The organism is Dongia sp. (genome assembly GCF_041905885.1).
Taxonomy (GTDB): domain Bacteria; phylum Pseudomonadota; class Alphaproteobacteria; order Dongiales; family Dongiaceae; genus Dongia.
The window spans coordinates 15,241-30,270 of sequence record NZ_JAYRKD010000037.1; the positions used below are offsets into that span (position 1 = coordinate 15,241).

The following is a 15,030-nucleotide window of genomic DNA, read 5'->3' on the forward strand; positions in this document are numbered from 1 at the left end:
CAGGGGCAACTGAAAGCGACCATGGATATCAGCTTTCGCATCGGTGAGGCCGCGGACGCCGAGCTTATCGTCGATATGGTTCTGCAGGCCGGCGATGGTCTTTTCGAATCCTTGCTGGACGGTGTGGTGCCCGGCGTTCGGGCCAAGCAGCTGTTACGCATGGCCGTCAAAGGCGAGGGCTCGCCGCTCAATTTCGGCAACGCAATCGTTGCGGAGGGCAATGGCGCCGTGGTTGGAATGGCGTTGTCCTATCCGGCTTCCGAGTTCGGGCTTCATCCGGTCCTGCAAAGCCTGCTGCCGCGCGCGCGAATCGAACAGTTCGAGGCGCTGTTCCAGACGCCGCTCCCCGACTCCTGGTATCTGAACAGCCTTGCGGTGGCGGATGCCTTCCGCGGCAAGGGCCTGGCAAAGCTCCTCCTGGGGTGCTGCGGGGATCTTGCGCTCAGCGCCGGGCAGTCCCGCCTCAGCCTTCATGTCTGGGCCGACAACCAGGTGGCGTTAGAGCTCTATCGAAAGCTCGGTTTCGACGAAACCCAGCGCATTCCCGTGCGTCTTGGCGGCAATAGCCGACCGGACAGCGAAATGGTGCTGATGACGGCGCCTCTGCCGCTCGCTTGAATCGGAAGATTTGGTGGGAAATATCCGATCGGATTGGGAAATTTCCCATTCCGCCATAGTAACCAAAGGGCGAGCCGGGTAGACTGCTGACAAGGGCCGAGTGTAGACAGCTCGGTGAGGCCTAGGACTGTTTGCTCATGATTACCATTGCGGCCGCGCTGGCATTAACCATCCTGCTCATCCTCTCGATGGAGAATCTGGCGCTTCCGCGTTTGCGCCGCCGCTCGATATTTCGCCGGATGAGCCTGCTTTCCGCGATGCCCGCGGTGGTGTTCTTCACCACCCTCACGATGATCAGTTATCGCCCTTGCTTCTCCGCCGTGGCGACCCTGATCGTGTTCGCCGGCATTATCGTTGCCAACAACGCCAAATTCGCGATTCTCGGAGAGCCGCTGGTCTTCTCGGATTTCCGGTTGCTGCGGGAGGCGATCAACCATCCCGCGCTCTATGTCCGCTATATCGGCCTCTGGAAGATCGTGGCCGTCTGCCTTGCCGCAACGCTCGCCATCGCCAGCGCCGTGGTCCTCGAGCCGCCGCTGGCGGAGCGAGAGCATATAGATGACTTCATCCCGACCATCGTCTACCTGGCCACGGTGCTCGGGATGATCTATGCGATCGTCCGCGGTCCGTTGCGGGGAACTTTCGTTACTCTGCTGCGCACGTTCGGGCCGACGGCAAATGTGACGGAGGACGTCGACAAGCTCAGCCTCGTCGTTTGCCTGATCTTCTATTTCTTCCTCGCCGGCGAGTCCGATCGACCACAGCCGGGGCTGCCCCGCATGGCGCAGGGGAAGGCGGCCGGCAAAACGCGGATTGCGAACCCTGCCCCGGCCGCCGCCAAGCGGTTTCTCGCCCAACGCGGGCCCGACATCGTCGCCGTCCAGTCCGAGTCGTTCTTCGATGCGCGCAAGCTGCATCGGGTAGTACCGCGCGATCTGCTGTCGCATTATGATCGGCGCGCCAGGGAGGCTTGCTATAGCGGCCGCCTTTCGGTCCCGGCCCGCGGTGCCTATACGATGCGGACCGAGTTCGCATTCCTGTCCGGTCTGCCCAATGCGGCGCTCGGCTATAACCGGTTCAATCCCTATCTGCAGCTGTGTAAGCAGCCGGTCTGGACGATTGCGCACCTGTTGCGCAGCCAGGGCTACCGAACGGTTTGCATTCATCCGTTCCATGCCAGCTTCTTCGACCGCCATGAGGTCATGCCGAATCTCGGCTTCGACACCTTCCTCGACATCGAGAGCTTCGGCGACGCGCCGAGCTTCGGCCCCTATATTTCCGATATGGCGGTCGCGGAGCGGATCTGCCGCGTTCTGGGCGAGGCTTCCGATCGGCCGACCTTCATTTTCGCCATCACGATGGAGAATCACGGTCGCTGGGAACCCGGCCGTCTGGATAACCAAGCGCCGGATCCCGACATCGAGAAAGAACCCCTGGGCTGCCCCTCGCTCGGGCTCTATCTGCGCCACCTTCGGAACACCGACCAGCTTGTGGCGCGAGTGACGACCAAGCTGGCGTCGCGGCGCTCGGACGGCGTGTTCTGCCTCTACGGCGATCATCTGCCGTCGCTGCCGAACGCTTTCCGCACCGCGCACTTCGAAGACCCGCGCACCGATTATCTGGTCTGGCGCAAAGGTGGGGCGACGCCGCGTCTCCTCGACACCTCGGCCGATGTCCTGGGGCAGCTGATGCTCCATGCTGCGTTCAGTCCGCAGGCCCTCGAATCGCCGCAAAGAGCGGCCGTGAGCGCCGAGTAGCGGCTTCGGCGCTCAATGTCGCCACGCTCCTTTCTTTTCCTCCAGGGCCATGCCACGCCGTTCTATCTGCGGCTTGGCCAGGCGCTGGACCGGGCCGGTCACGATGTTGGCCGCATCAACATCTGCGGCGGCGACCGCCTGTTCTGGGGCGATTGGCATGCCGAGGATTTCCGCGGCCCGGTGCCGGACCTCGACGCCGCTGTCTCCGATGCCGCCCGACGCCACGGTGCGAGCGATCTGGTCGTCTACAACGACATCCGCCCCTGCAATGCGATTGCGATCGCAGCGGCAAAGCGGCTGGGTTTGCGCGTGCATGTCTTCGAGGAGGGCTATCTTCGGCCGGACTGGATCACGCTCGAGCGGGATGGCGTCAACGGCAATTCACGCCTGCCCGCCGATCCCGACTGGTACCGCGAGACGGCGCGCGCACTGCCCCCCGCATCGGTCGCGGCGCCGGTCGGCTCAGGTCTGCGAGAGCGCATCTTCTATGATTTCCGCTGGCAGGCTGCCAACTACCGGCACTGGCTTCGCTATCCGCGCTATCGGACGCATCGGCCCTATCCGATCTGGGCGGAATACGCCACCTGGATGACGCGGCTCTCCGTCCTGCATTTCCGGCGCGCCAGGGCCAAGGCGTTGATCGCGGACCTGGTCGAACGCAACCGGCGGTTCTTCCTGTTTCCGCTCCAGCTCGACACGGATTCTCAGATCCGGCAACACTCGTCGTACGGCCGCCTTTCGGCCGCAATCGACGCGGTGATCGAGAACTTCGCGCGTTCGGCACCCGGCTCGGCCTGGTTGATCGTGAAGAATCACCCGCTGGACAATGCATGGATCAACTATCGCCGCCTGGTCGAGCGTCGTGCGCGTACGCTCGGGGTCTCAGAGCGGGTTCGGTTCATCGACGGCGGGGACCTGAACCTCTTGTTGGACCGCTGCGCCGGCGTCGTCACGGTCAACAGCACGACCGGACTGACGGCCTTGCAGCGCGGGCGGCCGGTCATCGCTTTGGGGAAGGCCGTCTTCAGGATTCCAGGCCTGACTTCGGATGCCGGCCTGGATGCCTTCTGGAACGACCCGCGGCGACCCGATCCCGGCCTGCTTTCGGCATTCCAACGCGTTCTGTTGGAGACCTGCCTGGTGAACGGAAACTTCTACACCGAAGCCGGGATGCCCCTTGCGATCGAGAACAGCGTCGTACGATTGACCGCGGAAACCGATCTGCTCTCGGAAGCGGCGCCGCGCGCCTCCGCAGTCGCATAGACTAAGCCGCCGAGAGGCGGCGCGACTCCTCTGCCGTTACCGAGACGGCCTCGCGGATCTGATCGGCACTGTGCATGCTGGAAATGAAGAATCGCAACCGCGCCGCACGCTCTTCGACCGCGGGATAGATGATCGGATTGGCGTTGATGCCGCGCTTGAACAAGGCGTTGGCCAGCCGTGCCGCGGTGACCGATTTCCCGGTGATGACCGGAACGATGTTCAAGCCTTGCGACAGCCCGACGTCCAGCCCATGTTGGGTCGCGAGCTCGAGGAACAGCTTTCCGTTAGCGCGCAGGGCTTCGATGCGCCCCGGCTCGGCCAGCATGCAGTCCAGTGCCGCGCGCGACGCCGCCGCCAGGGCAGGGGCCATACCCACGCTGTAGACGAAACCTGGCGCGGTGAACTTCAGCAGCTCGACCATGGCCTTGCCGCCGGCAATGTAGCCGCCGCATCCCGACAGTGTCTTTGAGAGTGTCCCCATCCAGAGGTCGACATCCGCGCCGGCGATGCCGAAATGCTCGCCGATGCCGCGGCCGCGCGCTCCGAGCACGCCGATCGAATGCGCTTCATCGACCAGCAGCAAGGCGCGGTAACGGCGCTTGATCTCCACGAGCTGGTCCAGCGGGCAAATGTCGCCGTCCATGCTGTAGACGCCCTCGGCGACGATGAGGACCTTTTCGTGGTGGGTGCGGCGCGCGTCCAGGATCTGGCGCAGGGCCGCCATGTCGTTGTGCGGATAGGGGATGCGGGTTGCGCCCGAAAGCAGCGCCCCTTGAACGGCGGAGTTGTGAATCAGGCGGTCGTGAAGGATCAGATCCCGCGAGCCCATCAGGCTGCCGATCGTCGTCACGTTGGTCGAGACACCGGAGACGAAGGCCACGGCGTCTTCCGCGCCATGCAATGCCGCGAGGGCCTGTTCCAGCTCCCGATGGATCGGCCGTTCGCCGGAGACCACGCGGCTCGCGGCAGCCGAAACGCCGTAGCGGTCCAGCGCCGATTTCGCCGCGGCGATCACGCGCGGATCGTCGTTCAGGCCGAGGTAGTTGTAGTTGGAGAAGTTGAGGATCTCCCGTCCATCGACGGTGGTCGTGGCGCCGACCCTGCCTTCATGCAAGGTGAAGAAGGGATTGTCCACGCCCATATGGCTGGCGGCCGCGCGATGCACCAGCAACTGCTGATAGGCCGGAAATTTCTCCACCTGCCAGGTCGAATCATCCGGCTCTCGATCGGCCTGCGCCGCCCCGTTCGGCGATGCCAGGTTCTGCGCCGCGAGAGATTCGCCGCCGCGCCGCTTGAAGGCCTGCTTCAGCAGCTCCTGCTTCTCTTGCGTGGACAGCAATCCGAAGTTGCGCGGCGATTCGGGCATGATCCCCACAAGTGCGTTGATGCACCTGGATTATCCGCAGCGGGCACCAAACTCAAGCTTAATTGTCCGGCTCAGCCCGCGGCACCACGTCCGACGCCATCGCTCCGACGGCCGGAATCCCCGCCCGGCTTCGGCCCTTCGGCATCGCTCATTCGGCTCGCGATCGCCTGGATGTCGGCCGCCGATTCCTCGGAATGGCGGCTGAGCACCTCGGCGACGGAATCTTCGACCCGCGCGGTGGTCGTGCCTAGCAGTCGGTCGCGGATCCGCTCGGCCAGCCGCGTGATGGTGAGGCCCTCGGCCAGCGCCATGGCCGGAAGATCGATCGCGAACCGCTCCTCGATGCTGAGGCGCAGCTCCATCGCCATCAGTGAATCCATACCGAGGTCGAAGACCGACTTGTCCGGATCGAGACGATCGGCCGGTATGCGCAGCACCAGCCCCACCTGCTCGGACACCAGTTCCACCAAGGTCGTGCGAACCGCGTCGGGTGAAAGATCGCGCAGCAAGCCAACGAGATCGACGGATTCCGGACCGGCCTCGCTTTGACCCGCGATACCGCCGTAGCGCGGCGCCGCCAAAGACGGCAAGGCGGCCTTCAAGCGGCGCCAATCGAGCGCCGCGACCGTGACCACCGGCGGGTGATCCTGAAGCAACAGCTTCTCGAGCTCCGCAAGCGCCGTCTCCGCCGTCAGCGCCTCCAGGCCAATCTTGCCCGAGAGATGCTCCAGGACCTCCTGGTTGCGGGTGAGATAGCCGGCATCGGAGATCGCGCTCTAGCCGACGGCCAGGGCCGGTAGCCCCTGACTCCGGCGATGACGAGCGAGGGCCTCCAGATAGCAATTGGCGGCGACGTAATTGGCCTGGCCCGGATTGCCGAGCAGGGTCGTCACCGAAGAGAACAGGACGAAGAAATCGAGCTTCAGGCCGGACGTCGCGCGGTGCAGGGCGTCGGAGCCTTGCACCTTCGGCGCCAGCACGCGCTCGAACTTCGACCAGGTGAGGTTGCCGACCGCCGCGTCCTCGAACACGGCCGCGGCATGGAAGACGCCCTTCAGCGGACGATCGGCCGGGATATCGCCTATGATCGCCGTCATTGCCGCGGCGTCGGTGACGTCGCAGGCCATCGCCGTCGCAGCGACGCCGGCAGCGGCGAAATCCGCCAGCGCGGATCTGGCCGATTCATCGGCCGCACCCTTGCGCCCGAGCAGAATGAGATGGCGCGCGCCCTTGGCGGCGAGCCAGCGCGCGGTGGCGAGGCCGAAGCCGCCGAGGCCCCCGGTGACCAGATACGTCGCGCGAGAGTCGAGCGCGAGGCAGGTCGGCCGCTGGGAGGCGGAAACGGGCGTCGCCGCCGCGCGCTCGTCCATGGACACGATGATCTTGCCGATATGCCGCGCCTGCTGCATATGGCGGAAGGCTTCGACGATCCGGCCGCTCGCGAAGACGCGGTAGGGCAGGGGCGTGAATACGCCGCTGGCGAAGAGCTGCATCACTTCGCCGAACATGCGGCTGGAAAGATCGTGGCGCACCGCGATCAGCTGGTCGGCGTCGATGCCGAAATACGAGATGTTGTTGCGGAACGGCTTGAGGCCCAACGGCGTGTTGGCAAAGAAGTCGCGCTTGCCGAGCTCCAGGAAGCGACCGAACGGCCGCAGCACGCCGAGGCTGCGGTGGATCGCCTCGCCGGCCAGCGAGTTGAGCACGACATCGACGCCTTCGCCGCGGGTCACAGCGAGCACCTGCTCGGCGAAGCCCAGGCTCCGGGAATCGAGCACATGGTCTTCGGGGATTCCCAGCAGGCGAACGACCTCGCGCTTTTCCGTCGAGCCCGCCGTCGCGAACACTTCCGCCCCGACGTGACGCGCATACTGGATGGCCGCCAAGCCGACGCCCCCGGCGGCGCCGTGGATCAGGATGCGCTCGCCGCGGCGCAGGTTCGCCAGGTGATGCAGTGCGTAGTAGACCGTGAAGAATACCGTCGGAACCGTCGCCGCGGCCTCGAAGCTGAGCGCGGCCGGTTTTGCGGCGACCATCATGCTCCGGACCGTGACATGGGTCGCGAAGCAGGCCGGGCCGAAACACAGCACGGCATCGCCCGGAGCGAAGTCGGCGACGCCGGGTCCGACGCGAACCACCACGCCCGAGGCTTCCATGCCGATCGTGGCGCCGGCGAATCCATTCTCGACGGCCTCGTCGGGGAGAATACCCTGCGCCAGCATGACGTCGCGGAAGTTCAACCCGGTCGCCCGGACTTCGATTTCAATCTCGCCGGCTTCCGGGGCGCGCCGCGTCATGGCTTGCCAGTGCATCTTGTCCAGGGAGCCGGAGCCGAAGGCGAGAACCCGGCCGTCGCCGATGGCGTGTTCCGCCTCGCTCTCCAACTCGGAGAGACGGAAACCGAGCCGGCGGTCGTGATCGATGACGATCTCGTCTTCCCGATCCGGCCGGCAGAGTTCCGTGGCCAATGCATCCGCAATCGAGCCCAGGCGCGCATCCGGCACTTCGATCGAGCGGATGCGCCATTTCGGACGCTCGTTCCGCAAGACACGCGCCAAGCCCCAGAGCGGCGCATCCGCCGTAAGCTCGGTCGCGCTGTCCAGCGCCGTCCGCGATGTCAGCAGCACGAGATCGAAAGCAGCGGAATCGGGCACGCCTTGGGCGATGGCAATCGGACTCCAGCATCGCAGCTTCGGCGCGACGCCATCGGCGGCGGGCCGGCCGAAACCGAGCAGATGCACGACGGTGGGGATTGTGCCCTCTGTCTCTGTCAGCACACCGAAGAAGTCCTTCCAGGCCGCTGGATCGCCAGCGTCCAGGAAGATCCGGCCCTCGGCCGCCTCGGCATTGTCCTCCAGCGGATGGATCCGGAGCACACGCTCGCCCCGCGCCTCGAGCGCCCGGGTGATCACGTCCGCGGCGGCGGCCTCCGGGCCTCGCGATCCCGCGAGGATGAGCCACGACCTGGATTCCGTGGCCGCGCCCGACTCCGCCGGCGCCGGCAGGCTGCAGATTGCGCTCAAGACAACACCGTGGTCGGCGAGAGGGGTGACGGCGGAATGGATCCAATCCGGTGCGCCCGCAGATGGGCGGTCGGCGATGTCCAGTGCGACCGGAAAACGCTTTCCGGCCGATTGATGCATGGCGGCCATCAGGCGCAGCCAAGGAGACGGCGCCAGGCTGGCGACGACGAGTCCCGTGCCGTTTCGTCCAAGCTTCGACCATTGGCCGAGCGCCGCATCCATGCTGGGCCAAGCGCCCGCCGCGTTGACGGATACGATGAGATCGAACGCTTCGCCGACAGCCGGTGCCGACAGGTCGGGGTCGAGGCGGATGGTGCGGATTGCCGGGTTGCCCGAGAATTCCCCTTCGACATGCGCGAGCCAGGCATCGTCCTCCGCGGCAATGACATAGTCGGTCGCACCCGCCGGCAGAAGCGCGAGCAGGCGCCGCGTCAGGCGCACCGACAATCCGCCGATTTCAAGCACGCGCAGCCGTCGCGTGCGCGGCCAATCCTGCACGGTCCGGCCGACGATATCGGCGACGGCGTCGTGAATTGCTGCAACGCTCGGCGAGGCATCCAGGAAGTGCTCGAGCGTGGCCGGGCTCGGCAGACAACGCTCGGCATCCTCGCCCGCCAGCACCTTCGGCAATGCCATGCCCGCGCGGCCGAGCATCGTCAGCTCCGCCAGCAGGTCCGGGCGCGCGCCTAGAGTGCTGCGCCAGCAGCCGACGGCATCGGCTGGTCTCGACTCCCGCGCCAGCGCCGCCACCAGGTCACGCAATGGGCCGCGATCTTCGGAAGGAGAAGTTTGCTCCACCGCGGCACACCAGGCGCGGGCCACATCGTCGAGCGTCTCGTCGGCTTCGCCCGCGCGTGCGGAGATCTGCGCCGGAGCGAGGGCGGGGGAGTCGCCCCAGGCGGGGACGAGCGGGATCGGCGCGAAGGCATAACGCAGCGGTGCGCGCGATCGCCGTTCGAGATCCAGGCGTTGGAAGCGTGCGTCATGCATCGCGAGGACCGCCTGTCCCGTGCGGTCGCGCAAGGTGTAGTGGGCGACGATCGATCGCAGCGAGCGCCGTTGCAGCGTGATGTCGCAGGTCGCAATCGCGTCGAGACTACCAAGCACGACGATCCGGCCGAACTGCGCGGGCAGGTACAGTGTCCCCGATCCGGCGCTCGCATCGCGATGCCGCAGCAGGTCGAAAAGGCCCTGCAGGCAGCCATCCAGCATGGCGGGATGGAGGATGAAGTCGGCCTCTGTGTGCTCCGGATTAGTCAGGACGACGGTCGCATTGTCGCCCGATATGGAGACCTCGGCCACGGTCTGGAAATGCGGTCCATAGTCGAGGCCAAGGCGCATCGCCAGGGCGTAGTGTTCGGCGGCATCCACCCGCGTGTCGCCGGCGCCCTTCGCGAACGCAACCGCATCCGCCGGCCCGGTTTCCGAGGGAAGGTTGATTCGCCCGGTGACATGCACGGTCCAGGATTCGTCGCTGGCATAGCGGCGGCTCGCGATCTGAAACGTGTGCTGGTCGGGATTCCAGGTGAACCGCAGGATCTTCGGCGCGTCGAGAACCAGGGCACGCCGGATCTCGAACTGCTCGAGGGAATGGCGATCGGTCGCGAACAGCAGCCGCGACGCCTCGAATGCCATCTCGATGAAGCCGGCGGCGGGGAATACCGGCGTGCCGCCGACCCGATGGTCGCCGAGGAACGGCATGACCTCGGTATCGATCAGCCGCTCCCAGACCGGCACGGTCGGCTCCACCCGCCGGCCGAGCAGGGCCGCTTCGGATCGGGTATAGATCGGACCGCGCGCCTCGGGAGTCACCGGATACCAGTGACTGTCGCGTTGCCATGGATAGGTCGGAAGCTCGGCGTGTCTACCGCGCACCGGAAACAGCGCCGACCAATCGAGCGCCGCACCCGCGCAATAGGCGCGATCAACAGCCAGGGAGAGGCGGACGGCGCCGGATTCCGCCCGGTCAAGCACCGCCAGCGGCATGCCCTCGGTATCCGCCGCGCGCAGCGCCTGGCGGACATAGCCTTGCAGGATCGGATGCGGGCCGATCTCGACGAAGAGGTTGTAACCGTCCGCGATCATGGCGTGGACGGCCTGATGGAAGCGGACGGGCTGTCGGGCGTTCTCCCACCAATACCCGGCTTTGAGGCGCGTGCCGTCAAGCGGGGCGCCGGTCACCGTCGAGTAGAACGGCAGATCCGAAGACTTCGCACGGAGGTCGCCGAGCAAGGAGGCCAGATCCGCCTCGAACGGATCGAGGTATCGGCTGTGGAACGGGTAGTCGAGGTCGAGCTTGCGAAACTCGATGCCTTCGCGCTGCAGTCGCTGGGTCAGCCAATGGACCGCGGCATGGTCGCCGGCAATCGTGACCGCATTCGGTCCGTTGATGGCGGCGACTTCGAGCTCGCCGCTGAACGGCGCGATTTCCGCGGCCGCGCGTTCCGCGGAAATCTGGACGGCGATCATGCTGCCGAGGCCACGCGTCTTCGCCTGCACCTCGCTGCGGCTCAGGATGACGCGGACCGATTGCCGGAGGTCGAGCGCGCCCGCGCAACAGGCGGCCGCCACTTCGCCGACGCTGTGCCCGGCAACGGCCGCGGGGACGAGGCCGCGTGCCCGCAGGCTCTCGGTGATCCCGACCTGGATCGCGAACAGCATCGGTTGGGCAAAGCGCGTGTCGGCGATACGGCTGGCTTGCTGAGGCGCCTTCAGCTCCTCGACGATCGACCAGCCGGCGGCCGCCCGGACCAGTGCATCGATCTCCTCGACCGCGCGGCGAAAGACCTCGTCCTCCGCCATCAACCGCAGTCCCATTCCCAGCCATTGCGCGCCGTTGCCGGAATAGACGAAGCCGATTTTGGCCGGCGCTCCGAGCGCCTGGCCGGAGGTCGCCCCGGTCGGAACCCGGCCGTTCGCCCAGGCCCGCAGAGCCTGGGCGGCGGTTTGGTCCGGGCCGGGACGGAGCACGAGCCGATGCGCGTGCCGGCTCCGCCGCAGGGCCAAGGTGAAGGCGAAATCGTAGGGCGCCGCGCTCTGCCGCTCCGCGGCGGCTACGAGCTGTGCGCAAGACGCGACCAGCGCCTCGTTGGATTTCGCCGAGATGAAGAGGGGCGGTTGAGCCTCGGGTGAGTCCTTGGCCCCTGGGCCACGATATTCCTCGAGGATGACATGGGCGTTGGCGCCGCCGAAGCCGAAGGAATTGACGCCGACCAGGGCCGGACGCTCGCCGCGCTCGTAGGCCTCCGAAGCGCGGACCACCGAGAGATTCAGTTCCTCGAACGGGATGTTCGGATTGAGTTCAGTCACATGCAGCGTCGGCGGAATGATGCCGCGGCGCAAGACCTCGATTCCCTTGATCAGCCCCGCCATTCCGGACGCCGGCTCGAGATGGCCGATATTCGATTTCGCCGATCCGACGAGAAGTGGTGTCAGGTGCGGTCGTGCCTGGCCCAGTGCCCGGCCGATCGCGCGGGCCTCGATCGGATCGCCGACGGCGGTGCCGGTGCCATGCGCCTCGAAATAGGCGAGATCGCGCGGATCGGCATCGAACTCGCGGTAGACCCGCCGCAGCAGTTCCTCCTGCCGTTCGGCCGAGGGCTGGGCGATGCCGTGGGTGCGTCCGTCCGCGTTGATGCCGACGCCCTTGATCACCGCGAGGATCGAATCGCCGTCGCGCTCGGCGGCCTCGAGCGGCTTCAGCACCACGACCCCGCCGCCCTCCGCGCGGACATAGCCGTCGGCGGATTTGTCGAAGGTCTTGGATCGTCCGGTCGGCGACAGCATCGACGCCTGGGAGAAGCCGACGAAGAGCAGCGGGCTCAACAGCATGTTCACCGCGCCGACGATCGCCATATCGGCCCGGCCATCGCGGACCGCGTGAAAGGCTTCGTGGAGAGCCACCAGCGCCGAGGAGCAGGCGGTATCGATCGCCATGCTGGGGCCGCGCAGATCGAACAGGTAGGAGATCCGGTTGGCGATGATCGACAGGGTCGATCCCAGCATGAAATATGCGTTCGCACCGGTGGGATCGCCCTGGCGAATATCGGCGTAATCCGTGGTTGAACTTCCCACGTAGACGGCGCAATTGGATCCGGCGAGTCGCTCGGGAATCTGGCCGCCCCTTTCCAGCGCCTCCCAGGTCAGTTCCAGGAGCAGCCGTTGCTGCGGATCCATCTGCTCAACTTCGCGGGGCGACAGGCCGAAGAATCCGGCGTCGAAGCGGGAGACATCGCCGAGCGTGCCGGCCTGCATCGTGTAAGATTTGCCGGGAATCCGACCCGGGTGACTGAACTGCTTGTGATCCCAGCGAGATTCTGGAACCTCGGTTACGGCATCCGTGCCTTCGAGCAGCAGGCGCCAAAAATCCTCGGGGGACTGCACACCGCCCGGGAGCCGGCAGGCATGGCCGACAACAGCGATTGAGCGACGAATTGCGGCCAATTCTAGTTACTTCTATTGCGTGTCTAATCCAACTTCCGACCAACCTCACACGATGAACAGCGGGCGTCAAGCAAAGGTGTCACGCCGGGACGCTGTACATTTCAAGCCACCGCCGCATGACGTCATCCCAGCCTGGAATGGCCGGTGCAGCGTGGAACGCCCCGTCGGCGAGGCGGCCATAACGCGAATCCGCGTCCGACTCGTCGAGTAAAGCCATGATTCTGGCTCCGTCCAGAGTCGCATCGCCGGTGAGGATCAGGCCATTCCGACCGTCCTGCACGAAGTCAGGCACCATTCCGACAGGAGTCGCAAGCACCGGCACGCCACTGCCAAGTGCCTCGGGCAGGCTGGCCGGCCCGCCTTCATAGCGACTGAGAATCAACAGCGCGTCGATGGAGCCGACCAGTGCGTCAATCAGTCGATACGGCGGACGCTCGTAGCACTCAGCAGCAAAGCCCTTAGCGCGGGCGAGCTCGGCATCGCGCCAGCGCTCTTCGCCGACCAGCAGGAACGAGACGCGATCCGCATCGAGGTGGTCGAGCAAGGCTTCGAACAGGGCCTCGCCCTTGACGCCCCGGGCGTAGCGCCGGGAAAACAAGCCAAGGCGCAGACGGCCAGCTGCCAGCCTCCGTGGCGCATCGGGCAGAGGCAAGAACCGCCGGTCGACTCCGTGCGGAATGACCCGCACCTGCTGGATGCCGTGCTCGGCGAGGAATGCCTGCTGCATCGTGTTGAGGCAGTGCACCACCTTCGCCTCGCGATAGCGCGGCAGGAAGCTGCGGAGGTCCAGCCAGGGCTCGACTTCCCGGAGGTCGTGGTGAACGGTCACGACCGAGTCTGCGCGCAACCGCCGCTCTAAATTGGGCCGATGGTAGTGAAACACGTCCGCGCCGCGCCGCGGGCGGATCGACTTCGTCACGACGGCATGCGGCGGCGCCGCAGCCACCAGCCGTGCGATGAGATCGTCGAAGATCGCGCTGCGCAGCAGCCCGGTTGAAAGAACCTGATTGATTTGGTAGGGAGCGGGCAAATCCGTTCGTCTCGGCGGCTGTCTTTCGGCTAGGCTAGCTGGATAACGGGGCGAAGTCATCCAGCGGGGGGGCGATGGTGTCACGCGTCGGCTCGTGGTTGCAGTCCTTGCCGCCGACCGTTCTCGATCTCGCCGCCGTCGTGCCGGGGACTCGTTCGACGATCGCCCATCTTCACGAGCATGCGGGGCGCTTGCGGCAGGCGGCGCATCTGCTTCAGGGCGATCGTTCGCCCTATGCCGAGCGCATGCGCGGCCTGGCGGTCGCGCTCGATCGAGGCGGTCTCACCGGCCTGGACGCGGCGGATGCAGCGCCGAAGCGCCTCTTCAACGGACGCGCGGTGATGGCGCTCCACGGCGCGCCGCCCTGGCTGAACAACGGCTATACCGTCCGGACGCTCTGTCTGCTGCAGGAATTGGCGCGGCAAGGAATGCAGTGCCTTGCTGTGACGCGGCCGAACTTCCCGCGCGACCAGGTGGCGTTCCGCAATGTTACGGATGCGTCGTTCGACGCGGTCGAGGGCCAGCGCTATGAGCGGCTCACCGCTCCGGTACAGCTCTGGGAAGGCCCGCTCGATGCCTACATCCGCGCCTATGCCGACCGTCTCGCGACGATGGCCAGGACGCACGAAGCGACCGTCATTCATGCGGCGTCCAACTATGTCTGCGGCCTGGCGGCGGTGCTCGCCGCCGAGCGCGTCGGCGCCCGGTCCGTCTACGAGATCCGTGGCCTCTGGCATTGGAGCACCGTCAATCGCCGGCCCGGCTGGGAGCGCAGCGAAAGCTTCGCCTTGCACGAGGTGCTGGAGCGGCAGGCAGCGCTCCGTGCCGACCGGGTCATCGTGCTCGCCGAAGCGCTGGCGGAGCATGCGCGCGACTGGGGCGTTCCGGCCGAGCGCATCCGCCGCATTGGCAACGGCGTTGCGCTCGACCGGTTCTCGCCGCAACTGCGCGATGATGCGCTGCGTGCACGCTGGGGTGCCGGGCCGGGCAGTTTCGTGCTGGGCTTCGTCGGAACCTTCGCGCCCTATGAGGGGCTCGACGTGCTGCTTCAAGCCGCGGCTCTGCTCAGGCAGCGCGGCATCGATGTCCGGCCGGTGCTGATCGGCGGCGGCGAGACCGCGGCCGGTCTGCGCGCCTCGGCGCGGCGCCTCGATCTGCCCGTGCATATCGGTGACCGGGTGCCGCATGCGGAGGTCCCGCGCGTGCTCGCGTCCATGGATTGCTGTCCGTTCCCGCGCCAGGCCGCCGGCGCCACGCTGCTGGTGCCGCCGCTGAAGCTTGGGGAGGCGATGGCGACCGGCGTCCCGGTGGTGGTGGCCGATATTGCGCCGCTGACGGAGATGGTGCGCGACGGCGTAAACGGGCGCATCGTCGCACCGGGCCCGTCGGCCCTGGCGGACGGGCTCGCGACGGTCTGGCGGGATCGCGATGGCTCCCGCCGGATGGCGGCGGCGGCACGCGGCTGGATGGCGGAACACCGCTCCTGGCCGGCCCTGACGGAACGCCTGATCCAGACCTGGTCGGACTGAA

At 66.5% G+C, this 15,030-nt stretch carries 8 protein-coding genes; 4 read left to right on the forward strand and 4 right to left on the reverse strand.

The genetic code is table 11. The annotated features are described in order from the left end of the window. The first annotated feature begins 21 nt into the window (after positions 1-21). The 3 genes from ACH2CY_RS25535 to ACH2CY_RS25545 all read left to right on the forward strand — a co-directional run bounded on the left by ACH2CY_RS25535 (position 22) and on the right by ACH2CY_RS25545 (position 3,638). Entirely contained in the window at positions 22-618 is a 597-nt protein-coding gene (locus ACH2CY_RS25535; protein WP_395022678.1) for a GNAT family N-acetyltransferase, read from the forward strand. A 137-nt stretch (positions 619-755) separates the two neighbouring features. Further along, positions 756-2,375, forward strand: a complete 1,620-nt coding sequence (locus tag ACH2CY_RS25540; protein ID WP_395022679.1) for an LTA synthase family protein — start codon at positions 756-758, stop codon at positions 2,373-2,375. A gap of 15 nt (positions 2,376-2,390) precedes the next feature. Then, positions 2,391-3,638, forward strand: a complete 1,248-nt coding sequence (locus ACH2CY_RS25545) for a capsule biosynthesis protein (RefSeq protein WP_395022680.1) — start codon at positions 2,391-2,393, stop codon at positions 3,636-3,638. Position 3,639: 1 nt separating this feature from the next. Here the strand turns inward: ACH2CY_RS25545 and ACH2CY_RS25550 are convergent, their stop codons facing one another. The 4 genes from ACH2CY_RS25550 to ACH2CY_RS25565 form a co-directional block, all read right to left on the reverse strand. Continuing rightward, entirely contained in the window at positions 3,640-5,004 is a 1,365-nt protein-coding gene (locus tag ACH2CY_RS25550) for an aminotransferase class I/II-fold pyridoxal phosphate-dependent enzyme (RefSeq protein ID WP_395022681.1), read from the reverse strand. A gap of 71 nt (positions 5,005-5,075) precedes the next feature. After that, the gene (locus tag ACH2CY_RS25555; protein WP_395022682.1) at positions 5,076-5,660 is read right to left on the reverse strand and encodes an acyl carrier protein; all 585 of its coding nucleotides are present in this window, start codon (positions 5,658-5,660) and stop codon (positions 5,076-5,078) included. Positions 5,661-5,780: 120 nt separating this feature from the next. Continuing rightward, positions 5,781-12,410, reverse strand: a complete 6,630-nt coding sequence (locus ACH2CY_RS25560) for an SDR family NAD(P)-dependent oxidoreductase (protein WP_395022709.1) — start codon at positions 12,408-12,410, stop codon at positions 5,781-5,783. A 139-nt stretch (positions 12,411-12,549) separates the two neighbouring features. Next, positions 12,550-13,500: a glycosyltransferase family 4 protein gene (locus ACH2CY_RS25565; RefSeq protein ID WP_395022683.1), complete on the reverse strand. Its 951-nt coding sequence runs from the start codon at positions 13,498-13,500 to the stop codon at positions 12,550-12,552. 107 nt (positions 13,501-13,607) lie between these two features. On the opposite strand from ACH2CY_RS25565, the gene ACH2CY_RS25570 reads away from it, so the two are divergent. After that, on the forward strand, positions 13,608-15,029 hold the full coding sequence (locus tag ACH2CY_RS25570; RefSeq protein ID WP_395022684.1) for a glycosyltransferase family 4 protein: 1,422 nt from the start codon (positions 13,608-13,610) through the stop codon (positions 15,027-15,029). Position 15,030: the final 1 nt, after the last annotated feature.

Coding starts and splice junctions, on each gene's coding strand:
- ACH2CY_RS25535 (WP_395022678.1), top strand. CDS start 22: ATGGATATCAGCTTTCGCATCGGTGAGGCCGCGGACGCCGAGCTTATC.
- ACH2CY_RS25540 (WP_395022679.1), top strand. CDS start 756: ATGATTACCATTGCGGCCGCGCTGGCATTAACCATCCTGCTCATCCTC.
- ACH2CY_RS25545 (WP_395022680.1), top strand. CDS start 2,391: ATGTCGCCACGCTCCTTTCTTTTCCTCCAGGGCCATGCCACGCCGTTC.
- ACH2CY_RS25550 (WP_395022681.1), bottom strand. CDS start 5,004: ATGCCCGAATCGCCGCGCAACTTCGGATTGCTGTCCACGCAAGAGAAG.